A 24,090-nucleotide genomic window follows, 5' to 3' on the forward strand; every position below is an offset into this window, starting at 1 on the left:
TCAGGAGCGGGTGACCTCTGTCCGGAAGATATAGCCGATGCCGCGCACCGTGCCGATCGGCGGCTCGTGGCCGGCAGCCGAGATCTTGCGGCGCAACCGGCTGACGAGCACGTCGACGCTGCGATCCGAGCTGTCGCCCAGGCGGACGCGCGAAAGCTCGACCAGCCGCTCGCGCGCGATCACGCGCTGGGGCTGGCTGAGGAACGCGGCGAGCAGATCGAACTCGGCGCCGGTCAGCTCGACCACGGCGCCGCTGGGGGACTTCACTTCGCGGCGGGGAAAGTTGACCGTCCAGCCGTCGAAATGCGCCTGGGTCTCGCGGTCGCCGCCGCCCATGCGCTCGAGCCCGCCGCGGCGGAGCACGGCGCGGATGCGCGCGATCAGCTCGCGCGTGCTGAACGGCTTGGCGAGATAGTCGTCGGCGCCGAGCTCGAGCCCGAGCACGCGGTCATGCTCATTGCCCCTGGCGCTGACGAAGATGATCGGCACATCGCTCTTGCGGCGCACTTCGCGGCACAGATCGATGCCGCTGGTGCCGGGCAGCATGATGTCGAGCAGCACGAGATCGACCGGCCCGTTGTCGAACGCCAGCCACATCTCGGGCGCGGTCGCCGCCTGGCGAACCGAATAGCCATTTTCCTGGAGCGCACGCGCAGTGAGGGTGCGGAGCGCGGGATCGTCTTCCACCAGCACGATGGCGGGGGCGCTCATGACATAGCCTTGCAAATCATTGCTGCCATCTAGGCCTCCCGCCCGCGACCCTCAAGTCAGGGACTTGCCGGCAACGCTTTGTCACAGTCGAGCAAGCGCCGGGCCATGCCCGGGAAAAGCTTCCTTACAGCCGGGCAAAACGCCGCTCAGCCGCCGCCGCTATCTCCGAGCCATACCAAAAGGAGATGTCATGAAATTCGCTTTCGCCGCCGCTGCGGCTTCGCTGCTGATCGCCCCCGCCGTGCAGGCCCAGTCGCTGCACGAGACGCACCAGCTCGTCTGGGCGCCTGCGGGCAAGACCCCCGTCGCGCACTGGCGCATGCGCGACCGCGCCGCCTGCCCCGCCGCGCAGGCGCACCACCAGGCCGGCAAGACCGCGCTGCCGGTGGCGACCAAGTGCGTCGCCGCCAGGAAGCCGGTTCAGGCGGTGGCGGCGAAGTAAAAGCCCTCCCCCTTGATGGGGGAGGTTGGGTGGGGGTGATCTCTCCACAAGCATCGAAGCTTGAGGCGCGCTCACCCTCATCCCTCCCACCGCCTTCGGCGGCGGGCCATCGTTGGGTCGGCCATGCTCCCAGCATGGCCTGAACAGCGCGGGGCGCTGTTCACCCAACGATCTTCTCCCATCAAGGGAGAAGGGGATTAGGGAATGAACGCCAGCGGCGGGGTGCCGTGACGATAGGGCGCGTACCAGTTGTGCGCGGCGGGCCATTTGGTCTGGTATTTCTTGAACTGCGGCCCGGTGGGCAGATTGTCCTGGTTGCGGATCGTCCACATCAGCAATTCGGTCGTCAGCGCGGCCTGCTCGCCGGCCACGCCGGGCTGGCCGAAGAGGTTGTCCAGCTCGTCCGGATCCTTCTCCAGGTCGTAGAAGGCGCCATAGCCCATCATGTCGAAGACCAGCTTCCACTTGCCCATGCGCACCATCTTCATGTTGCCGCTCTGGGTGACCATGTTGAGCTCGTCGAACCCCTCGTCCTTGGTCCCGGCGATGTCGGGCGGGATCCTGTCCTCGCGCTCGTAATAGAGGCCGCCCAGCCCCGCCTCGGCATAGATGCTGCGGAACTCGACCGCGGGGAAATCCTTGCCCTGGAGCAGCGGCCAGAGGCTCCTGCCCTGCACCCCGCGCGGGATCGGCGCGCGCATGATCTCGCAGATCGTCGGCATCACGTCCGCCATCGAGACGAAGCACTCCTTGCCGATGCCCGGCGAAGGCTTGATGCCCGGCCCATGCCAGACCATCGGAATGCGCGTCAGCGCCTCGGGAAGGCCCACGCCCTTCCGGCCCAGGCCGTATTTCATCAGATAGTCGCCATGATCGGCGACGCGGACGATGATCGTGTTGTCGAGCTGGCCGATCGCGGCGAGATGATCGAACAGGCGCTTTCACTGATCATCGATCATCCGCAGCGCGCCGAGATAGTTGGATACGTAGCGCTTCCACTGCCCGTCGATGTCCGGATGGCCGAACTTCTCCAGCTCGTGGAGCCATTCGGCGCGGTAGCCGAGCTTGTTGAGCGCGGAGAGATCGGCGGCGCCGCGGCCCGGGATCTTCTCGGGCGGGAACATGTCCCAATAGGGCGCGGGCACCTGCTCGGGATTGTGCGGTTCGGCGATCGAGAGCTGGAGGAAGAAGGGCGAGGCGCCCGCCTTGTCGATGAACTCGATCGCGTCGGTGACGATGCGATAGGGGAATTGCGCCTCGACCGGGAATGGCGTCGGCTCGGTGGCGACGTTGAAGTGGAGGTTCTTGATCCACTTCTCATAGGCGGCGTGCATCGCCGGATCGCCATTGGTCTTGTCGCCGGCTTCGTGGCTGTACTCGCGCCAGAAATCGACCTTGGGGCCCGCCTTCAGATAGGTGTGGTTCTTGCCGCACATCGCGGTGAGGTACCCGGCCTCCTTCGCGACCTTGTAGAGGTCCTTCTCATAATAGGCGGCGTCGGCCTGGTAGTTCATGCGGACGCGGTGGGCGCAGGGCCAGCGGCCGGTGATCATCGAGGTGCGGCTGGGGGTGCAGGCCGGCATCGTGCAATAGGCGCGCTCGAAATCCACGCCCTGGCCGGCGAGCCGGTCCATCGTCGGCATCGTGTCGAAGGGGAAGCCGGCCTTCTTCGTCAGGCCCGCGGCGTTCTGATCGGTGATCAGCAGGATCACGTTGGGCGGACGCTTGCCGCCTGCCTGCGGCCGGAAGGGCGCGGGCGTCGGCTGCAGCGCGGCAGCGCTCGCCTCCCCCGCCATGCCCACCGCCATCCCGGCGGCGATCGCGCCGCTCGATGCGTGGCGCAGGAAGGTCCGGCGATTGATCCGCCCGCTGCCGTTCTTCTCGCTCATTCCCGACCCTTTCCCACGCATGCACTTCGAAAAATGCAGCGCCGCACAGGGATTGCCTATGCGGCGCTGCAGGTACCGGCCAACCCAAGCGCATAGGGCCGCCCGGCGGAGACTTACCCTTAGAAGCGGACCCGCACGCCGAGGCGATAGACCGTCTCGAGGAAGCGGGTCTGCCAGACATAGCTCTGCCCCGCTGCGTTGAAGACGCGGGCGTTGCGCGCCGCGCCGCCGAGCAGATTGGTGGCGTTGAACGACAGCGTGACATTCTCGGTCGGGCTCAGCGTGCTCGACAGGTCGAGCGTGCCGCGGCCATCCTCGGTGGTGGGCAGCGCGCGCAGGGTGGATGCGGGATCGGGATCGACGACCTGGTCGTAGCTGACCACGAACTTGGAGCGGTAATTGTACGAGACGCGGGCCGAGAAGAACTTGTTCTCGTAGAACACCGATCCGTTGGCGATGTGGTTGGAAACGCCGGCGATCGGCTGCATGCCCGGAAGCGTCGCCGACAGCGCCTGCGACAGCTCGGATTTGTGGTCGAGATAGGTATAATTCGCCAGCACGCCGAAATTGCTGAGGAAGTTTGGAATCCATGGCGCCCGCAAGAACGTCCGGAACCCGGCCTCGACGCCGGAGATCCGGCCCTTGCCGCCATTTTCCGGCCGGCTGACCTGGATCGTACCGTACTGCGCATCGTCGATCACGCTCGACGTGGTGTTGATGAAGCCGGTGATGTCACGGTGGAACGCGCCCACCGTGATCGCGCCGCTGCGGCTGAAATAATATTCGAGCGACGCGTCGTAATTGGTCGAGCGCACCGGCTGGAGGTTCGGATTGCCGCTCGACGCCGCCGAGCAGGTAGTGGCGGTGGTGCCGGTGCAGGTGCCCGTGGCGCTTACCGTGATCGACGGATTGAGGTTGTCGAACGACGGCCGGGTACGGGTCTGGGTGAACGCCAGGCGCAGCTGCAATTTCGGCGTGAACTTCACGCGCGCGCTGACATTGGGCAGATAGTCTTCGTAGCTGTTGCTCTTGGTGATCGGGCTGATCGTCGTCACCGCAGTCGAGCCCGAGCCGGTCGTCACCCGCTGGATGCCGTTGATCGTGTCCTCGGTACGCACCGCGCGCAGGCCGATCAGGCCGTCGATCGGCACGCCGATGTCGATCGCATAATGGCCCTGGAGATAGGCGGCATAGCCCTTCTCGTTGCCGGTATAGACCGGATCACCGAACGCAGGCGCGCCCTTGGCCACGCCGCTGATCGTGCGCAGCGTATCGGCCTGGGCGAGGATGCTGTCGCGCGTGGGCGTGAGCCAGCTATGGATGGTGTCGACATCGTCGCCGCCGAACCCGGCCGGCGCGGAATTATATTCGAGCGGCAGCACGGTGAAGAGCTGCGCCGCCGGTGCGGTGCCGGTGCGCGAGACGTTGCGCGCGTCGAGATCGCGGTTGTTGTAGCGGATGCCGGTCTGGATCTTGTCGATGCCGAGGAAGCTCACCGGCGCTTCGAGATCGAGCCGGGCCTGCACGTCGCGACCATGGTTGCGCTGCCCGGTCTCGCTGATGCCGGTCATGCGGAACGAGGTGGGGTTGAACAGATCGAAATTGTTGAGCGTGACGGTGCCGCCGCCCGCCCCCGTGCTCGTATCGAAGTTGAAGTTGCGGCTGGGCGCCGATTGCAGCGTGTAGTTGAAGGCGAAGACACGCTGCGTGTAGGTCGAATCGGTCAGCGCCAGATCGCCGGTGATCTTGAGCCGGCCGGGCTTCCAGATGAAGCCGCCGCCCGCCTGATAGGTGTCGGTGTGCGCATCGATCGCGTTCTGCACCCCGGTGGGGAAACCGCCGCCGGTCGCGGTCATGCTCTGCACAAGGTTGGTGCCGGGGAAATAGACCACGTTCGACAGCACGGCCGCGGGGCCGCTGTTGATCGTCAGGTTGCGGTTCTCGTTCTGGGCGCGATAGCCCTGGAACAGCCCGTCCAGATAGATTTCCAGGTTGTGGGCCGGGCGCCACTGGAACGCGGCCGAGGCCGACGGGCGCCAGCGCTTGCCGGTGGTATAGACGATGTTGACGAACGACGGATAGCGGATCGGCGCCGCCACCGTGCCGGGCGCGGTGGTGCGATAGAGAATCGACTGGCTGACATTGCGCGCGGAATCGAGGAAATTGTTGTTGGTCAGCGACCCTTCGACCAGCAGGCCCATCTCGCCGATGCCGGTCTTCCAGCGCGTGCTGGCGAGCAGGTTGAAGTCTGCCGCCAGCTTCTGCGACTGGTACCAGTGCACCCCGGTGACGCCGCCGACGATGCGGGTGCCCTTGAAATCGAACGGCTTGCGCGAGCGGACGTCGACCAGCCCGGCAATGCCGGCTTCCTGAAGATTGGCGCTGCCCGACTTATAGACGTCGATCCGCCCGATGCTGCTCGCCGGGAAATCCTGGAGCGCGACCGAGCGGCCCTGCGCCGTGAAGATGTCGCGGCCGTTATAGGTGGTGGTGACGTCCGGCAGGCCGCGCACGCGGGTGCCCGACGCCTCGCCCTCGGCGCGGGTGACCTGCACGCCGGTGATGCGCGCGAGCGATTCCGCCGCGGTGACATCGGGCAGCTTGCCGACATCCTCGGCCACCACCGAGTCCACGATCTGATCGGCTTCCTGCTTCACCGCCTGCGCGGTCTCGAGACTGCGGCGGATGCCGCTGACGACGATCGCCTGGGAGGGATCTTCCTCCGGCACTGCCTGCGTGCCGGCGTCGGGCGTGGCGGGCGTGCTCTGGGCCGGAGCCGACTGGGTATAGGCGATGTTGCGATCGGCCGCGCGCCGCTTGAGGATGACGCCGTTGCCGTTCATCACCGGCACGAGATCGGTGCCGGCGAGCAACACGCGCAGTGCCGCGGCGACGTCCATCGTGCCCTGCACGCGGTTGATCGAGATGCCGTCGACGATCGAGCTGGGCGCGAGGATCTCGATCCCCGCCTGCCGCGCAAACAGCGGGATGCCCGAGCTGGCCGGCTGCGCCGCCACATCGAACCGTCGTACCTGCGCCATGGCCTGTGCCGCGGGCGCCGTGCCGCAGATGATGGCGGCGCTGGCCAGCAGATACGTGTGTGCGCGACTCATGATCCAATTCCCTCCCCGGTCGTTCGGCGCCATCGACAGACGCTCTATGGATACACGAGCGGAGTGCGCGACGTTTCCGTCAGCGCGCGGGGAATCTTTTTCGCGAGAGGCGGATTTCGTCGCCGCGGAAGGTCAGCTCGACATTGAGCGAGGCGCTGAGCATCGCCGCGAAATTCTCCGGCTTGTCGAGCTTGAACAGCCCGACCAGCCGCTCATGGGCGAGCGACGGATCGGCGAGCACGAGCTGCTGGCGATTATAGCGGTTGAACTGCGCGATTGCCTCGCCGAGCGTCTCGTTCTCGAGCGCGATGTCGCCATTGCGCCAGGCAAGCGCGCGCTCGATCTTCGCGGGCTGCGTCACCACCGAAGGCGTGGCGACGCCCGGGCGGAAGGTGGCGCAATCGCCTGCCTTGAGGATCGTCATCTCGCCCGAGGAATTGGGCTGCCAGACGGCGACCGTACCTTCGGTGACGGCAACCTGCACGCCGTCTGATCCGCGGCTGACGGAAAAGGCGGTGCCCACCGCGCGCGCCTGGGCGATGCCGGCATCGACGATGAAGGGGCGCGTGCGATCCTTGGCGACCTGGAACCAGGCCTGGCCGCCTTCGAGCGCGATGCGGCGGCTGTCGCGCGCCATGGTGATACGCAGCGCGCTGGCGGTGTTGATCGTCGCGACCGAACCATCGGCCAGCGGCAGGCGGCGGATCTCGCCGCGCTCGGTGGCGACATATTGGCTGTTCAGATGCGACCAGCCGAGCACCCCGGCGAACGAGGCGGCAAGCGCGCCGCCCGTGCCCGCGAGCATCCAGCGCCGCGACACGCCCTTGCCGCGACGAGGTGCAGCATCGACGTTCGGCGCCAGCGTGTTTTCGATGACGCTGAGCCCGGCCATGCTGCGCAGCAAAGCGCCTTCGTGCCGCGGGTTGCGCCGCAGCCAGGCATCGAGTTCGGCCCGATCGGCAGCGGCGACCGGATGGCGCAACGCCCAGGCGGCGGCTTCGCGTTCAATGCGATCGGGCACGGCGTCCCTCCTCACGCATCGCGAACGCAGGTTCGTCATTGGGAATGGTCAGCTGCTTGAGCACGGCGCGCAGACTGCGGCTGGCGTCGTTCTCGACGATCGCCTCGCTCACTCCCAGCGTCGCCGCGATCTCCTTCTGGCTCAGCCCCTCGACCTTGCGCATGATGAAGATGCGGCGCGCGCGATCGGAAAGCGTCGCCATTGCCGCCTTCACCCGGTTGAGTTCCTGGCGCGCGGCGGCGATGCGATCGGGGCCGGGCGTATCGTCCCAGGCACGCATCTCGATCTCGTGATCGAGCGTCTCCAGCCGCACGACCGAGGCGCGGCGGCGCTGCTGCACGGCAAGGCGGCGGGCAATGGTGAAGAGATAGGCGCGCGGCTCGTCGATCGCATCGACGTCGCGCAGCTGGGCGAGACGACAATAGCATTCCTGCACAATGTCCTCGACCTCGATCGCCTCGATGAATCGCCGGCTGAGCCAGACTCGCAGGTCATGCTCGTGCGGCAGGATCTCCCGCCCCACCCATGCTGCCAGAGCCTCCCGGTTCGTGCGCATCGGCTTCTAGTTCTTCCCCGGAGCCGATGCCAGGCCGCGCATCCAGTTCTGCAATTGGGCGAGCAGGCGATCGCGGATTTCAGGCCGCTCTGCGGCAAGATCGCGCGATTCGATGGGGTCCGCCGCCATATCGAAGAGCTGGACATCGGCGCCGCCGGCATTGGCGAGCAGCTTCCAGTCGCCGTCGCGGATCGCATAGCGCGGCGACTTGTCCTGCGGGCGATAGGGCTGGCCGGGCTGCGCCTTCGCGCCTTCCCTGCCGTACGCCCAGAAGATCGGTGCCCGCCGGGTGACCGGCTGGCCCTGCAGCACCGGGGAAAGATCGACGCCGTCGCTGCCCGCCGGCGCCTTCGCGCCGACGATCGCGGCGATCGTCGGCATCAGATCGACCCCCTGCCCCACGGTCGTCTCGTCGCGGGTGCCCGGCTTCATATGGCCGCGCCAATAGAGGATCAGCGGCTGACGGATGCCGCCTTCGTAGAGGCTGAGCTTGCGGCCGCGCAGATTGGCCACGCTGCCGGGCGCGGTGCTGTTGGGACCATAATAGCGCTGGAGCCCCGAGGGGCCGTTGTCCGAGGTGAAGATCACCAGCGTGTTCTCGAGCTGGCCCATCTGGTCGAGCCGGTCGAACAGGCGGCCGAGCGTCTTGTCCATCTTGACCAGGCTGGCGAGGAACCGGTCGTCGTCCGAGCTCTCGCCCTTGCCCATCACTTCGGAAAGCGACTCATCGTCGGGCGCCCAGGGATCATGGACGTCGTTGAGCCAGAGGTTGACGAACCACGGCCTGTCGGCGTGCTGCGCGACGAAATCGACGGTCATGTCGGCATAGAGCCGCGTCAGGTTGGTCTTGATCTCCCAGAAGCGGGCGCCCTGCCCCAGCTTGTCCGACTGTTCGGCGAGGAAGCGCTCCTGATCGGAGACCAGCACGCGCGGGCCGAGCCCTTCGAAGGTGGTGAAGCTCTGGTCGAAGCCATAGGCCGTCGGCCAGGGCGCATCGTCGATGTCGCGGCCACCGCCCAAATGCCATTTGCCGATATGCGCAGTGGCATAGCCGGCGCCCTTGAGCAGCTTGGCCAGGGTCGGCAGCTTGGGATCGAGGAAGTTCGTCTGGCCGATCTCGGCATCGCGAGCACGCGTGTCGGTGATGCCGACAAAGCCGACGCTGGCCGGATAGCGACCGGTGAGGAAGCCGGCGCGCGACGAGGAGCAGATCGGCGCGGCATCGTAGAATTTGGTGAGCAGCACGCCCTCGCGCGCCAGGCGATCGATATTGGGGGTCTGGACCTTGCGGTTGCCCATCACCGACAGATCGGCAAAGCCCATGTCGTCGACCAGCACGAACAGGATGTTGGGCGCGCGCTGGGCCGGAGCGGGTTTGGCGACCGGGGGCTTTGCCGGCGCGGTCTGGGCGGCAACGCTCGCCGGAAGAGCCGTCAGCGCCAGGGCCGCGACTGCGCAGCCCGCACCGAACCTGAACCGCGTCGTCCGCCTGCCCTTCATCGCTGCCTCCCGTTACCCCTGCGCGATATGCTCCGCGCTGCCAGTACGGGCCGAAGCATAGCATCGGGGCCGAGTCCTGCAATGATTTATATTATCATTCCTAGCTGAAGATTTTCTACTTCAGGCTGGAAGGCGGCGATCGACGGGCCGGAGACGATCCCCGGCCCGCCGCTGCCCGTTTCAGAACTTCAGCTGCGCGCCGACCGTGAAGGTGCGCCCCAGTACCGCGCTATAGACAGCGCTATAGTTGTTGCGGTTGCCGCTGTCGGTGCCGGTGGGAAGGAACGGGCCGTATTTGTTGAACAGGTTCCGGACCGTTCCGTAGAACCGCAGGTTCGGGTTGCGAAGCGACGGTGTGAGGCTGAAGCTGATGTCGTGCCTCGTGTAGGACGGCACGTGCAGGAACAGCGGATTGGTGATCCCGCGCGCCGCGAACTCGGCGGGTTCCGAATTGTCGTCGAGCGCCGGGCCGATATAGGCGGTGGTCCATTTCAGGCTGAACCGCGGCATGGTCCAGCCGAAGCTCGCGCGAGCGACGTCGGTCGAGTCTCCCACTTCGCCTGCGCCGTCGAGCACCTCCACGCCCTCTGCCGTGCGATATTGCGCGGTGAGTTCGAGCAGGTGGGTGTAGGAACCGGTCAGGTTGAAGCGGCCCGGAATGCCGAGCGATTGCAGGTTGAACCGGTAGGACAGCGCGAAATCGATGCCGCGCCGGCGCATCTGCTCCTCGTTGATCACCTGGTTGAGGATGCCGGTGAGCTGGCCATCGGCGCCGCGGGTGATCTTGTCGCAATAGGCGCTGGCCTGGCCCGCCGGCGACGAATAGCAGATGAACTGCACGTCCTCGGGCTCGATCTCGCGGATCGCGTTCTTCACGCGGATGTCCCAATAGTCGACGCTGGCCTGGAAGCCGTTGAAGATCCCGCCGGGATTGAGGACCATGCCGGCGGTGAAGGTGTAGCCGGTCTCCTGCATCAGATCGGGATTGCCGCTCTCGGGCAGGTTGATGTCGGCGCCCGAGGCGTGGAAGGCGCCGCCGGAGGCGATCGCCGCGGCGATGCCGGGATTGGCGCGGCAGTTCTGCGCGATCGTGCCCGCCGTCGTCGCGGTCACGCCGTTGCAGAGGTCGTTCACGTCATCGGTGTCCATCCGGAGCGGCGCGTAGAGCTCGGTGATCGTCGGCGCGCGCTCGGCGCGGCTGAAGGTGCCGCGGAAGCCCAGCCCCTTCACCGGCCGCCACTGCCCGCCGACCCGGTAGGAATAGGTCGTGCCGACATTGGGCAGGTCATATTGGGTGACGCCGAACGCGCCGTCGACCGTCAGCCGGTAGAAGAAGGGTGTGTCGCGCAGCAGCGGCACCGAGACTTCCGAATAGAGCCCCGCCGACTTGATGCTCTTGTCGTAGGACGGGATATAGCCCCAGAAGCTCAGCCCGCCATCGGTGATCGCGTCGCTGTGGCTCTTGGTGGCGTCGCGGCGCAGCTCGAAGCCGATCGCGACCTGGACCGGCCCGGCCGGCAGCGCGAAGGGCGATCCGGTGAGGTTGCCGCTCACCGTGTCCTGGCGGTTGACCGCGACATATTCGGCATTGTCGCGGATATAGTCGGCCATCGCCGGGGTGACCGAGCCGAGGCCGAACAGGTTCAGCGGAACGCATCCGGCGGCGCGGGCGGCGGCATCGGCGCAGACGATCTCGCCGTTGATCGTGGTGACGTTCAGCGCGTTGTGCACATTCGCATAGTTGACGCCGTTCTCGCGGACCTGGTCCTGCTTGTAGCGGCCATAGCCATAAGTCAGGTCCCATTCCCAATCGCCGAAGACCTTGCCTTCGAGCCCCAGCCAGCCGCGCAGCGTGTCGCGCTTGTTGCGCGCGCCGAGCGGGCCGAGCTCGTCCATGCGCCGCCCGAAGGTGACGCCGCTCGCCGGCGCGGCAGCGCGGATGGCGGCGGGGATGAACGGGTTGGTGAGCGGGATGCGGCCGACCGTGTACTGGCCGCTGTCGCCATAGTCGTCGCCATATTCGAGGCTGGCCGACGAGCGGGCGCCGAACGTCTCGATATGCGAGTAGAGCACGCTGCCCGTGAGCCGCAGTGTGTCGCTGAAATCGTAGCGCATCTTGAACGCCGTGCTCAGATTCTCCCGCGACATGACGATCGGATCGCGGGTGCGCAGGTCATAGCCGTTGACGCTCGACACATAGTTCGACTGGAGCCCCGAGCCGTTGTAGAAATATTTGCTGAGGAACAGGCCGCCGGGGATGTCGCCGCTGACGTTCGGCGTGGTGAGCTTGTTGGTGCTCTGGCTGTAGCTCACCGATTTCAGCGCCCAGTCGCGATCGGCGCCCTGGAGCGGGTCCTGCTTCTGATAGGTGACCGCGCCCATCACATAGAGCCGGTCGTCGAAGAACTTGTGGCCGGCGGCGAACGAATATTCGCGCGAATCGCCGGCACCGTCGTTGGTCGCGGTGCCCTGCACGCGCGCCTTGATGCCGTTGAGGTTGTTCTCGGTGATCACGTTGACAACACCGGCGATCGCGTCCGATCCATAGACGGCCGAGGCGCCGCCGGTGCTGATCTCGACGCGCTCGACATAGAAGGTCGGCAGCGTCGCCATGTTGACCGCGATGCCGTTCGACGCTTCCGAGACGGTGCGGTGCCCGTCGATCAGGGTCAGCGTGCGGCTGCGGCCGGCGCCGCGCAGTTCCACCGACGACAGGCCGCTGTTGCTCGTATCGGTCTGGCCGCTGGACAGGCTGTAGTCGACATCGACGCCGGGCACATCGGCCAGCGCCTCGCCCAGATCGGCATAGCCATGCTCGTCCAGGTCTTCCTTTTCGACGGTGCGCACCGGCGTGGGCGTATCGATGGCGAGCTGGCGCAGGCGCGATCCGGTCACGACGATCATCTCGTCATCCTTCTTGCGCTCGTCCTGCGCGTCGGCGCCGCGATCCTGGGCATGCGCCGGCGCTGCCGCCGCAATCGTCAGAACCGCGGCCATGCCGGTCGATAGGTACAGTCTCGTTCGCAACCCCATGTTTCCCTCGCTCTATCAAGATTTTCCCATGTCGGAGACGTCCCATGTCCGAGACGTGGACCGTCGGGCGTGCCGAAAGGGCACGCGAAAGATCGTTCCGTTCAGGAGCCCCTCACGCCCCGACCGGCCCTTCGGCTCGGCGACCGGGGATCATTATCTGTCGAACGTCACTTCATCGGGGAGGCACCGGCGTCGCGAAGCGCCGGCCCGGCAATCGACTGCTCCCGCAGGCCGACCGCGATTTCCACCCCTGTGGATGGAATGTTCAACCGATGTGGTTCAAGGGCAAGTCAGATCGCTTGAACCGACAGTTAAGGGCGCTGGAACCGAAGCTTCATTCGGCGGCGTCCGGCCCTTGGCCGAGCAGCAGCGCCGGCGGCTCGAAGGCGACGGGATCGCCGCGGAAGCTGTCGAGGATGTCGCCGGTCAGACGCGAGGTCGCCAGCGACTGGCTGTCCTGGGTGGCGCGCATCACGACATGGATATGGCCGGCATCGGGCACCCCGTCGCGCTCCGACAGGATGGTGAGGCCGACCGGCACGACGCAGCGCGCCATCGTCGCCACCGCGAAGCCGCCCATCGCCGCGGCGACGAGCACCGAAGCGCTCTTGCTGCGCAGCACGATCTGGAAATCGAGCGCCTCCGCATCCGAACGGCCGGTGAGCGCGGCGATGGTGGCGCGGTAGATCGGCGATTCGTCGGCGAACAAGGCGAGCGGCAGCGGCCGGCGCAGATGCGTGTCGTGCTCGCTCGAGGTGACCCAGGCGATCGGCTCGCGGCGCAGCACCAGATCCTCGGGCTCGGGATTGGCGGCGGCGAGGATCGCGAGATCGAGATCGCCCGCGGCGAGCATCTGGACCAGCACCGGGCTGGTATTGGCGACGATGTCGACATTCACGCCGGGGAAGCGCGCGTTCAGCCGGCGCAGCACTGCCGGCAGGATCACCACGGCATAATCGTCGGGGATGCCCAGCCGCACCCGACCCTCGACCTTCGCCCCGTGCATCTGATCGACCAGCCGATCGTGCGCGATCACGATCTGGCGGGCCTGGGCGACGAGCTGCAGCCCCTTCTCGGTGAAGGTCACGCCCCGCCCCTGCTTGGTGAACAGCGCGTGGCCGAGCAGGTCCTCGAGCCGCCGCATCTGCATGCTCACCGCGGGCTGCGAGCGATAGACGAGCTGGGCCGCGCGCTTGAAGCTGCCGGTGTCGGCAAAGGCAACGAGCGTGCGGAGCAGCTCGAGGTCCAGATTTATCCGCATGCGTCTGTTCCAGCGCCCTTAACTGTCGGTTCAAGCGATCTGACTTGCTCCTGAAGGGTATCGGCCGATGATTTCCGCAGCAAGTGGAGGGCGCAAATCGTGACGATCGGCAAGAAGCGGAAGGACTGGAAACTGGGGGCGTGCGCGGCAGCGATCACGCTGGCGATGGCGGCGGCCGGCGCGCAAGCGCAGGACCTGAAGCTCATCCCCGGACAGCGCGTGCTGAAGAGCGGCGAGCGGCTCGATTTCGAAGCGGGCACGCTGATCGTGCCCGAGCATCACGGCAAGGCCGGGGGGCCGCCGATCACCATTCCGTTCGAGCGCTACAAGGCGCGGCACCCGTCGGGCGCGTCGCCGATCTTCTTCCTGGCCGGCGGCCCCGGCGATTCCGCACTCGACCGGCTCGACAAGCCGACGGGCCAGGCGGACGTCGCCTTCTATTCCGAGTTCGCCGACGTCGTCTTCTTCGACCAGCGCGGCGGCGGCCGCTCGCTGCCGCACATGACCTGCCCGGACACGGTCACCTTGCCGCTCGATCACCCCGCCAGGGCCGAGGAACGGATCGCGGCGATGCGCAAGATCGCGACCGCCTGCCAGGCCTATTGGACCGGGCGCGGCATCGACCTGACCGCCTTCACCACGCCGGAGAATGGCGACGACGTCGTCCAGCTCGCCAAGGCGCTGGGCTATGACCGGATCTCGCTGGTCGGCGGCAGCTATGGCTCGCATCTCGGCCTGTCGCTGATGCGCCGCCATCCCGAGATCATCGACCGCGTCGTGCTGCGCGGAATCGAAGGCCCCGATGATACCTATGACGTGCCCTCGGGCACGCTCGGCGCGCTCTCGCGCATCGCCGCGGCAGCAGAAGCCGCGCCCGAGCTGGCGGGTGCGATGCCTGCGGGCGGGCTGATCGCGGCATTGAAGACCGTGGAACAGCGGCTCGATGCCAAGCCGGTGACCGTCACCGTCACGACCAAGGGCAAGAGCAGCAGCATCACGCTGAGCGGCGAGGACGTGCGGCTGATCGCCCGGCACGGCGCGCGCGACAAATCACCCTGGCCAGCCTTCGTCCTGCGCATGTATCGCGGCGACTACAGCGAGCTCGCCAAGGAGGCGCTGGACGAGCGCACGATCGGCATCGAAGGGCCGATGCACTTCATGATGGACTGCGCCTCCGGCATCTCGGACGAACGCCGGCGCCAGATCCTCGCCGATCCCGCGGCCAAGGTGCTGGGCGACATCAACGAAGGCTATTTCGCCACCTGCGACCTGTGGCACGCCCCCGATCTGGGCGCCGAATTCCGCTCGCCGGTGCGCTCGGCCATTCCGATCCTGATCTTCCACGGCACCTGGGACACCAACACGCCGCTGGAGAATGCCGAGGTCACCGCCCGCTGGTTCAGCAACGGCGCCTTCGCCCATGTCGAGGGCGGCACCCATCCGGTGCTCGACGAACTCTACCGGCAATGGGCGCCGATGCGCCCGACGATCCGCAAGTTCCTTGAAGGCGGCAAACCCGAGCTGCCGGCGACGATCGCCTTGCCCAAGACGATTTTCGACAAGCCCGAACAATGAAGAACGCGCCCCAAGGCGCGTCGATTTCCCCGCAGGAGTACCCCATGCATCCATACCGTGAAGCGCGCGAGGCCGCGCTGTGACCGCTATTGCCTCCCCGATCGAGACGCTCGAGCCGACCGCCGCCGAGCTCCCCCGCTTCGCCGATGTCGCCGCTGCCGCCGAGCGGCTGGCCGGCCATGCGGTGGAGACCCCGCTGCTCGAATCCGATGCAGTCAACCGGCTGGTGGGCGGCCGGCTGCTGGTGAAGGCCGAAGTGCTGCAGCATGGCGGCGCGTTCAAGTTCCGCGGCGCGTTCAACCGGCTGGTGCAGCTCGACGCGGAAGAGCGCACGCGCGGCGTGGTCGCCTTCTCCTCGGGCAACCACGCCCAAGGCGTGGCCGCGGCGGCGCGACTGCTCGGCATCCACGCGACGATCGTGATGCCGGCCGACGCCCCGGCGATCAAGGTCGCCGCCACGCGCGAGCATGGCGCCGAGATCATCACCTATGACCGCTTCACCGAAAGCCGCGAGGAGATCGCCGCACGGCTGGCGCGCGAGCGCGGATCGACCTTGGTCCCCTCGTTCGACGATTTCCACATCATCGCCGGACAGGGCACAGCCGGGCTGGAGCTGGTGCGCCAAGCCCGTGACGTGGGCGCCCGGCTCGACGATGTGGTGATCTGCTGCGGCGGCGGCGGGCTGACCGCCGGCTGCTCGCTGGCGATCCGCGAGCTGACCCGCGACACGCGGATCTGGTGCGCCGAGCCGGCGGCGTTCAACGACCATCAGCGCTCGCTGGAGGCCGGGCGACGCCTGGCCAACGATCCTTCCGCGCGCAGCATCTGCGACGCGCTGCTCGCGCCCGAACCGGGCCTGCTCACCTTCGCGATCAACCGCGAGACGCTGACGGGCGGACTGGCGGTGACCGATCAGGAAGCGCTCGACGCCGTCGCCTTCGCCTTCCGCCACTTCAAGCTGGTGCTGGAACCGGGCGGCGCGGTCGCGCTCGCCAGCGTGCTGTTCGGCCGCATTCCGAGCGAAGGGCGGACGATCGCGGTGGTCTGCTCGGGCGGAAATATCGAGGCGGAGATGTTCGCCCGGGCACTCGGCGTCGGCGCATGAACCGTTTCGACTATCCGATCGAGATCGCCCGGCCTGACATTGCGCGGTGGCGCGCCGGCAATCGCGGAATCGACTATGTGTGGACGTACAAGTCCCGCCGGCCGGGGCCGCATGTCTGGATCAACGCGATCACCCACGGCAAGGAGATATGCGGCGCGATCGCGCTCGATCATCTGCTGCGCCGCGGGCTGCGGCCCGAACGCGGCACGCTGACGATGAGCTTCGCCAACATCTCCGCCTTCGCTTCGATCGACCGCGACAACCCGCTTGGCCGGCGCTTCGTCGATCAGGACATGAACCGGGTATGGGACAAGCTGGACAGCGATGCCCACAGCATCGAGCTGGACCGTGCCCGCGCGCTGGCACCACTGGCGGAGGAGGCCGATTACCTGTTCGACCTCCACGCCATGTCGCACCCCACCGAGCCGCTGGTGATCGTCGGGCGCACCGGCCAGCCCGAAAAGGTGGCGCAGGGGGTGGAGCTGGTCCGCCGCATCGGCGCGCCGACGCTGATGGTCACCGATCGCGGCCATGACGCGGGGCTGCGCCTGCGCGACTATCGCGGCTTCGGCGACCCGGCGAGCCACCAGGTCGCGCTGGTGGTCGAGTGCGGCGGCTGGTGGGCGGCGGAGAGCGTGACCTTCGCGCTCGAGTTCATCCGGCGCGTGCTGACCGGGTTCGAGATGGCCGATCCCAGCCGGCTGGGCCTGCCGCGGCTGCGCGAGCAGACCCGCCCCTTCCGCCTGGTCCGCTCGACCGAGACGGTGACGATCCACGATGCGGACTTCCGCTTCGCCCAGCCCTTTCGCGGTGATGAGATCATCGCCAAGGCCGGCACGCTGGTCGCGCTCGACGGCGATCGCGAGGTGCGCACGCCATTCGACGATTGCTTCCTGATGTTCCCGGTCAATAAACCCGAACCCGGCGTGACCGCGGTTCGCTTCGGCCATGTCAGCGAAATCGCATGAGGAACGCATGACCCACGCCATCGAGCCGATCGCCTGCCCCGCCACCGCCCCGCCGGGCGGCCATTACAGCGCCGCAGTCGCGGTGGGCGACCTGGTCTTCATCTCCGGCCAGCTGCCGATCCTGCCCGACGGCGGCCACACCGCCGATCGAGACTTCGACGCCCAGGCCGAAGTGGCGCTCGACAACTTCCTCGCCGTCGCGGCGGCGGCGGGCGCAGCGCCCGGGGACGTCGCGAAGGTCACCGTCTATGTCGTCGGGATCGAGAACTGGCCGCGGTTCAACCGGCTCTATGCCGCGCGCATGGGCGAGCACCGCCCTGCCCGTGCGGTCGTGCCGGTCCCCGAGCTGCATTATGGCTATCTGATCGAGATAGAGGGCGTCGCCGTCCGCTCGCGCGGCTGATCCGCCTCAGGGCTTGGCGGTGACGAAGCGGAAGGTCGGCGTGATCGCGCGATAGGGCACGGTGATGTGCGTCTCGCCCGCAAGCTTCTCGAACCGCGACGACAGGCCAAGCGCCGCGAGGCGACCGTTCAGCGCCTCGGCATCGGCGGGGATCATCATCGGGTCCTTCTCGCCGACGAACAGCATCAGCCGGCTGACCGGCCCGGCCGGCTTCGCTGCAGCCAGCCGATCGGTGAAGGCCTTCTCCTCCGCCAGGATCGCCTTGTCGCTCCACCAGATCGACGGGCTGGCCGCGATGATCGCCTCGAACGCGTCGGGCCGGGTATAGAGCATGTGCAGCGCGAACAGGCCGCCGAGCGAATGGCCGAACAGCGACTGGCGCTTCGCGTCGACCGGATAGCGGCGCGCGATCTCGGGGCGGAGCTGGTCGAGCAGGAAATGCGCGAAGACTTCGTTGCCGCCGGTCTTCACCACCGGCTGGCCAGCCGGCCATTTCGCGGTCCAGGGCAGAGTCAGGTCATTGGTGCGCGCCGGGATGTCATAGACCTGGTCGTGCGGATAGCCGACGCCGACGACGATCACCCCGCCGCCCGCTTCCTTGGCAAATTCCTCGATCCGCCGCTCGCCGGCAAAGCCGGGGAAGAAGGCGTTGGCGTCGAGCACATAGAGCACCGGAAAGCCGCCCGCCGGCGCCGGCTGGGTGGGTTTCGAGACATAGATGCGATAGCCCTGCCCGCCCTCCCTGGCGGTGAGATCGAAGGTCTCGGTACCGGGCAGCACATAGGCGGGAGCAGGAGCCGGCGCGGTCTGGGCGAGCGCGGGACCGGCACCAAGCAATGCCAGCGCGGCGAGACAGGAAAAGGGGCGCATCTTCACTCCTCAGGCCGCGAGCTGGTTCTTGTAGATCGTGCCGTCCTTGACGATCAGCAGCAGGTTGCGGGCATGGTCCTCGAGCAGGCGCAGATCGTCGAGCGGATTGCCGCGGACGAGCAGCAGGTCGGCCCAGGCGCCTTCCTTCACCACGCCGAGCGGCGCTGCGCGATAGGGATTGCGCTTGCCGCAGCGCGCGAACAGCTCGCAATTGCCCGAAGTGGCGATGCGCAGCACCTCGGCATTGGAGAAGATCGCGCCGAGCCGCGGCAGCATCGCATTCTCGGTGCGCGATTCCGCGGTGCGCGAGAACAGGTCGGTGCCGAAGGCGACCTTCACCCCATGCTTCTTCGCCAGCCCCACGCTCGAGCGCCAGCCGGCATCGCCGAGCGATTCATGCGCCTTCTCCATCTGCGCCGGGCTGAGGATGTTGTCGCCATTCTCGAACGGCTGGGTGGAGAGCCAGGCGCCCTTCGCGGCCATCATCGCGGCAGTGGCATCGTCGATCAGATGGCCATGCTCGATCGAGAGCACCCCGGCCTCGAGGCAGCGCCGCACGCCCGCCGCGGTATAGACATGGGCGCAGGCATAGGTGCCCCAGTCGGTCGCCGCCTGCACGATCGCGCGCAGCTCCTCGGGAGTGAACTGCAGCGTATCGATCGGATCGAAGTCCGACGTGACGCCGCCGCCGGCCATGATCTTGATCTGCGTGGCGCCGCGCTTGAACTGCTGGCGGGCGGCGGCGAGCACTTCGGGCACGCCGTTCGCCACCGCGGTCATCCCCGAGCGGCGATAGCGCGAAGCCGCGCCGCCGAGCGTGGGCGGCAGCTCGTCCGACGGATCGAAGTCGCCATGCCCCGAAGTCTGCGAGATGGGCGCCCCGCTCGGATAGCAGCGCGGCCCCGGCATGATGCCGCGATCGATCGCATCGCGGATGCCGAAGATCGATCCTGCGGTGTCGCGCACCGTGGTGAAGCCGCGCAGTAGCTGGCGCTCGGCATCCTTGAACACGAGCGCGACGCCCACCGGATCCTCCGCCCCCATCCAGGGCACGCCCTTCACCGCCGCCATGTGCCAATGCGCATCGGTGAGCCCGGGCATCAGCGTCTGCCCTGCCCCGTCGATCACCGTGGCGCCGGCGGGCACCGGGATGTCACCGGCCGAGACCGCGTCGATCCGGTTGCCGGTGATCCGCACGTTGCGTGGCTGCCTGGCGCTGCCGGTGCCGTCGAACAGATAGGCGCCGCGGATCAGGATCGTCGACGTCGCGGGATCGGGGGCGCGGGCGGCGCCGAGCAACGGCGCGCCCAGCAACCCGCCCAGCGCGGTGCGGCGGCTGAGGTTCATCGCCATTATGCCGCTGCACCCGTGAAGCGCTCGACTCCGTCGACGAAGGTGCGCAGCACGCCGGTCTTGAGATACTGGTCGGTCGGCACGGTCAGCAGGTCGCGATCGAGCACGACCAGGTCCGCCAGATAGCCGGGCGCGATCCGGCCCATGCGATCCTCGGTGAAGCCGGCATAGGCGGCGGTGCGCGTATAGGCGGTGAGCGTCTGTTCGATCGAGATGCGCTGCTCGGGATGCCAGCCATTGGGGTTGGCGCCGTCGATCGTGTGCCGCGTCACCGCCGCATCGATGCCGGTCAGCGGATCGATCGGCGCGACCGGCCAGTCCGAACCGAAGCAGGTGGTCACGCCGGCCTTGAGCAAGGTGTGGAAGGCATAGGTGCGGTCGAGCCGCTCCTCGCCGATCCGCTTGACTGCCCAGCGGCCGTCATCGGCAGCATGATAGGGCTGGACCGAGGCGATGATCTTCTGCTTCGCCATGCGGTTCCAGGCGCCCGGGCTGAGATGCTGGGCATGCTCGATGCGGAAGCGCCGGTCGCGCGCGCCGTTGCGGCGGGCGGCATCGAGATAGATGTCGAGCACCGTATCGTTCGCTTCGTCGCCGATCGCGTGGGTGGTGATCGGCATGCCCGCCGCATCGGCCGCGGGTATCCATTCGCGCATGTCCTCCACGCGCGTGGTCCACACGCCGCGCGTGTGGGGATCGTCGGTATAGGGCTCGTGGAACCGCGCGGTGCGCGCGCCGAGCGAGCCGTCGGACACGCATTTGAGCGAGCCCCAGCGCACCCAGTCGTCGCCCCGCCCTTCGGCCTTCACCAGCGCATGCATCTTCTCCCAGTCCCTGAGCGGAACGAAGGAATAGAAGCGCAGCCCGGTGGGGCCCTTGGCGCGGAGGCGCCGGGCGGCGTCCTGCACCGACCAGTCGATCTCCGTATTGTGGACCTGCGCGACACCCTTGCTCAGCGCGTTCTCGATACCGCGCTTCATATATTGCTCGATCATCGCCTCGGTCGGCGGCGGGATAACCTCGAGCACCCGCCTCTTCGCATTGTCCTTGACCACACCGGTCGGCTCGCCGCGCTCGTCACGCTCGATCACCCCCCCGGGGATATCGGGGGTGTTGCGATCGATGCCGGCAACCTTGAGTGCTGCCGAATTGAGGAACAGCGAGTGGAGATCGGTGCGCGGGATCGCGATCGGGATATCCCCGGTGACCGGATCGACCCACTCCTTGCGCGGCAGCTGGCCGCCGAAACGCTGCTCGTCCCAGGGGCCGCCGGTGAGCCACTGGCCCTGCGGCACGTCGCGCACCGCCTTGCCGATCCGCTCAACCCATTCGGCACGCGAGCGCACCTCGAGCAGGTCGGGCTGGGTCAGGTTGGGCGAGCCGAGCAGGAAGTGCGTGTGGCAATCGGTGAAGGCGGGCATGACGAACGCCCCCTTGCAATCGATCACCCGCGTCCGCTTGGTCGTGGCCGAGCGGACCGCGCGCGATCCGACAGCGGCGATGCGATTGCCGGCAATGCCCACGGCATCCGACATCGCGCCGCCCGCGGTCCACACCCGCGCATTGATCAGCGCAATGTCGAGGGTGCCCGCTTCGGCGAAGGCCGGACCGCACAGCATCGCTGCTGCCCCTGAAGCGACGAAACCCCGTCGCGAAATCTCATAGGGCACGGTCCGACCTCCTTGTTCTACACATTCGTTCTACGCACGGATCGATGCGCAGGAAACTGCATCAATCCATACCCGCGCCGATCACCGATATTCGAGCTGGATGCCGAAGGTACGGGGACGGGTGCGGACATCGAAGTCGCGCGTGCCGATACCCGCAGCGCCGACGATGAAGTGGTTCTGGTTGGTGACGTTGTCGACGAACAGCGTCGCGCGGACATGGTCCGATGCCTCGACCGCGAAGCGGACGCTGCCGATCAGCTGGTCTTCGCCGCGCGAGGTGAGCCGCACGCCGCCGCTGACCGTGCGGTCTTCCTGCGGCGAAGTGTAGTTCAGCGCGCCCGACAGGTTCGCCTTGCGGCCGCCGATCGAGAACGCATAGTCGGCCGTGCCCGCGATCGTCGTTGCCGGCGAGCGGTTGAGCCGGTCGCCCTTGTCGAACAGCGCGACGCCGTCCGAGATCACCGGCGCATCGAGCGTCAGGTCGTTCCAGTTGCCCGCCACCGACAGCGTGAAGGCCGGAGTGACACGGGCGGTGAGCTTGGCATCGACGCCGAAGCCGCTGGCCGAGGTGCCGTTGACCAGCGCAGTGACCACCGCCTGGTTGAACGGAATGCGCAGCGACTGCTGCACGTCCTGCCAGTCGATATAATAGACCGCGCCCTCGAAGGTCAGGTTGCCGCCCAGCCCGGTCTTCAGGCCCACCTCATAGTTGTTGAGCCGGTCAGGCTTGAGCGTCGGGAAGCTCGCGGGCACCAGGCCCTGGAACTGCAGCGCACCGCTGCGGAAGCCCTGCGAGTAGGAAGCATAGGCGTTGGTGGTCGCAGCGGGCTGCCAGCTGAGCACGACGCGCGGCGTGACGGCGCTGAAGTTCGCCTTCACCGGCGCAGCGACCGGCACTTCGGCGCGCGCCGAGACACGGTCCTTGAAGTAGCGCAGGCCGCCGGTCAGCTTGAGCTGGCCGAATTCCTGGGTCGCCTCGCCGAAGATCGCGAACGCGTTCGAGCGGTCGATGCCGGTATAGTTGAAGAAGTTCGGATCGGTCGCCTGGATCAGCTCGTCCCGCGCCGAGCGATAGCTGCCGCCGACGCTCCAGGTGAACGAACCGCTGCCGTTCGAGCTGAGCGTCGTCTCGTTGCTGAAGATCTTGGTCTTGAACTCGCTGGTCAGCGTCGTGTTGAAGATCGTGCCGGCGTAGTCGAAGATGCCGTTGTTATCGAGCGTGAGATAGCCGGTCGAGTTGGTCAGCGTCACGCCGCCCATGTCGTAGGCGATCTTCAGGCCGAGCGAGTCATAGTCGATCGACATCGGCTCGGGCACGCGGGTGCCGCGGAAATAGTCCTCGTTACCGATCGAGGGGCCGCCATAGCTGTCGCGGGCACGCCAGTAGGAGAAGTCGATCCGCAGGTCCTCGACCGGCTGGATGCCGACCTTGGCGCGCAGCGAGAAGTTGCGCGAGGTGTTGAAATTGTCCTTGTTCGGGCGATCGAGCCAGCCGTCATTGTCGGTATAGCCGGCGACCAGGCGGACGCCGAGCTTGTCCTCGACGATCGGCACGTTGATCATGCCGTCGGCGCGGTAGTTCACCGAACCTTCCTCGGTATAGGACAGCGCACCGCGGGCCTTGAAATCGATCTTGCCCAGATCGGCATCGTTGGTGAGGACGCGGACCACGCCGTTCAGCGCGCTGGCGCCGTAGAGCGTCCCCTGCGGGCCGCGCAGCACTTCGACGCGCTGGAGATCGAAGGCGTTCGAATCCGGCGCGATCGCCGACTTCACGAAGCTGAACGGCACCGTGTCGAGATAATAGCTGACCGGGTTCGAACCGTTGAGCGTCGGCGCGTTGGCAGTGACGCCGCGCACGGTGACGCCCGAGCCGCCACCCTGGAAATACTGGCTGGTGGTGACGCCGGGCACCGAGCGCAGCGCCTCGACGACGCCTTCGGCCGACGAGGTGTCGAGCGTGGCGCCCGAAAGGACGGCGATCGAGATCGGAACCTTGGTGAGGCTCTCCTCGCGCCGCTGCGCGGTGACCACGATTTCGTTGGAATCCTGTGCCTGGGCAGCGGGCTCGGCCTGGGCCGAAGCGGTCTGGGCGAGCGCGGCGGCCGGATGGAGCAGCGCGATCGCAGTGAAGGACCCGGATGTCGTCAGCAGCACACGCTTGAACGAACGAAGCATAATTCCCCCCATGGGATCGATGTTTTGTCGTCGATCGTCCCGGGCCTCCGGATGATACGCCCCAGCATATGGATGCTGCCTGCAGGGCGCGCGGGTTCCCAAGCCAATCGCTATCGAGTGACGCGGCAATCGGACCCGGGCTCTGTGGCCCGTCACCGGTTTCGCATCAGCAAGAGGAAGGTTACAGAAGCGCGACAGACATCCGAGGGACAATTTCCGGGTGATCACAAGAGATCGTATCCATATCCAGTAGGGTACAATTCCATTTCGGTACAAATATCCTCACCGGTGTCACCCGAAAGGCACACGGATTTCCATTCGCAATTCGGGTAATTTGGCAGGACAGATGGGTGAGCCGCCGCGGCGGGGCCTGAACCGTATCGACATCAGGCAGGATCAGCACCCTGGCTGTTCCCCGGCGAAAGCCGGGGCCCAGGGTCAC

The 24,090-nt window shown here is 67.1% G+C and carries 16 protein-coding genes and 1 pseudogene; 5 read left to right on the plus strand and 12 right to left on the minus strand.

Annotation, left to right across the window (positions count from 1 at the left end; all coding sequences use genetic code 11):
* The gene (locus tag P6144_RS19605; RefSeq protein WP_277769515.1) at window positions 1-711 is read right to left on the minus strand and encodes a response regulator transcription factor; all 711 of its coding nucleotides are present in this window, start codon (window positions 709-711) and stop codon (window positions 1-3) included.
* 190 nt (window positions 712-901) lie between these two features.
* Here P6144_RS19605 and P6144_RS19610 point away from each other — a divergent pair, with 190 nt between their 5' ends.
* On the plus strand, window positions 902-1,153 hold the full coding sequence (locus P6144_RS19610) for a hypothetical protein (RefSeq protein ID WP_277769516.1): 252 nt from the start codon (window positions 902-904) through the stop codon (window positions 1,151-1,153).
* Window positions 1,154-1,350: 197 nt separating this feature from the next.
* Here P6144_RS19610 and P6144_RS19615 read toward each other — a convergent pair.
* From P6144_RS19615 to P6144_RS19645, 7 genes and pseudogenes are all read right to left on the minus strand, one after another.
* Window positions 1,351-3,063: pseudogene (locus tag P6144_RS19615) on the minus strand (sulfatase-like hydrolase/transferase).
* 98 nt (window positions 3,064-3,161) lie between these two features.
* A complete protein-coding gene (locus tag P6144_RS19620) occupies window positions 3,162-6,155 on the minus strand; it encodes a TonB-dependent receptor (protein ID WP_277769517.1) in 2,994 nt (997 codons plus the stop codon).
* A 79-nt stretch (window positions 6,156-6,234) separates the two neighbouring features.
* Window positions 6,235-7,176 (minus strand): FecR domain-containing protein, encoded by a 942-nt coding sequence (locus P6144_RS19625; RefSeq protein ID WP_277769518.1) that lies wholly within the window; start codon window positions 7,174-7,176, stop codon window positions 6,235-6,237.
* Entirely contained in the window at window positions 7,160-7,732 is a 573-nt protein-coding gene (locus P6144_RS19630; RefSeq protein ID WP_277769519.1) for an RNA polymerase sigma factor, read from the minus strand. The genes P6144_RS19625 and P6144_RS19630 overlap by 17 nt, the downstream gene beginning before the upstream one ends.
* Window positions 7,733-7,738: 6 nt before the next feature.
* Window positions 7,739-9,232, minus strand: coding sequence for a sulfatase-like hydrolase/transferase (locus P6144_RS19635; protein WP_277769520.1), 1,494 nt, complete (start codon window positions 9,230-9,232; stop codon window positions 7,739-7,741).
* A gap of 180 nt (window positions 9,233-9,412) precedes the next feature.
* Window positions 9,413-12,229, minus strand: coding sequence for a TonB-dependent receptor (locus P6144_RS19640; RefSeq protein ID WP_277769521.1), 2,817 nt, complete (start codon window positions 12,227-12,229; stop codon window positions 9,413-9,415).
* Between the two features lie 370 nt (window positions 12,230-12,599).
* Entirely contained in the window at window positions 12,600-13,526 is a 927-nt protein-coding gene (locus P6144_RS19645) for a LysR substrate-binding domain-containing protein (protein WP_277769522.1), read from the minus strand.
* Between the two features lie 99 nt (window positions 13,527-13,625).
* On the opposite strand from P6144_RS19645, the gene P6144_RS19650 reads away from it, so the two are divergent.
* The 4 genes from P6144_RS19650 (at window position 13,626) to P6144_RS19665 (ending at window position 17,577) form a co-directional block, all read left to right on the plus strand.
* Entirely contained in the window at window positions 13,626-15,101 is a 1,476-nt protein-coding gene (locus tag P6144_RS19650) for an alpha/beta hydrolase (RefSeq protein WP_277769523.1), read from the plus strand.
* 79 nt (window positions 15,102-15,180) lie between these two features.
* Entirely contained in the window at window positions 15,181-16,206 is a 1,026-nt protein-coding gene (locus P6144_RS19655) for a threonine/serine dehydratase (RefSeq protein ID WP_347275838.1), read from the plus strand.
* Window positions 16,203-17,174 carry a succinylglutamate desuccinylase/aspartoacylase family protein gene (locus tag P6144_RS19660; RefSeq protein ID WP_277769524.1) on the plus strand — a complete coding sequence of 324 codons (972 nt, stop codon included), beginning with the start codon at window positions 16,203-16,205 and terminating at the stop codon, window positions 17,172-17,174. Before P6144_RS19655 ends, P6144_RS19660 begins: the two co-directional genes overlap by 4 nt.
* A gap of 7 nt (window positions 17,175-17,181) precedes the next feature.
* A complete protein-coding gene (locus P6144_RS19665; protein WP_277769525.1) occupies window positions 17,182-17,577 on the plus strand; it encodes a RidA family protein in 396 nt (131 codons plus the stop codon).
* Window positions 17,578-17,583: 6 nt separating this feature from the next.
* Here P6144_RS19665 and P6144_RS19670 read toward each other — a convergent pair whose 3' ends face one another.
* The 4 genes from P6144_RS19670 to P6144_RS19685 form a co-directional block, all read right to left on the minus strand.
* Entirely contained in the window at window positions 17,584-18,447 is an 864-nt protein-coding gene (locus P6144_RS19670) for an alpha/beta hydrolase-fold protein (RefSeq protein ID WP_277769526.1), read from the minus strand.
* Window positions 18,448-18,456: 9 nt separating this feature from the next.
* Window positions 18,457-19,800, minus strand: a complete 1,344-nt coding sequence (locus tag P6144_RS19675; protein WP_277769527.1) for an amidohydrolase family protein — start codon at window positions 19,798-19,800, stop codon at window positions 18,457-18,459.
* Window positions 19,800-21,470 (minus strand): amidohydrolase family protein, encoded by a 1,671-nt coding sequence (locus tag P6144_RS19680; protein WP_277769528.1) that lies wholly within the window; start codon window positions 21,468-21,470, stop codon window positions 19,800-19,802. The genes P6144_RS19675 and P6144_RS19680 overlap by 1 nt, the downstream gene beginning before the upstream one ends.
* A gap of 81 nt (window positions 21,471-21,551) precedes the next feature.
* Window positions 21,552-23,648: a TonB-dependent receptor gene (locus P6144_RS19685; RefSeq protein ID WP_277769529.1), complete on the minus strand. Its 2,097-nt coding sequence runs from the start codon at window positions 23,646-23,648 to the stop codon at window positions 21,552-21,554.
* Window positions 23,649-24,090 lie beyond the last annotated feature (442 nt).

Source organism: Sphingomonas sp. HITSZ_GF (assembly GCF_029543155.1).
Taxonomy (GTDB): domain Bacteria; phylum Pseudomonadota; class Alphaproteobacteria; order Sphingomonadales; family Sphingomonadaceae; genus Sphingomonas.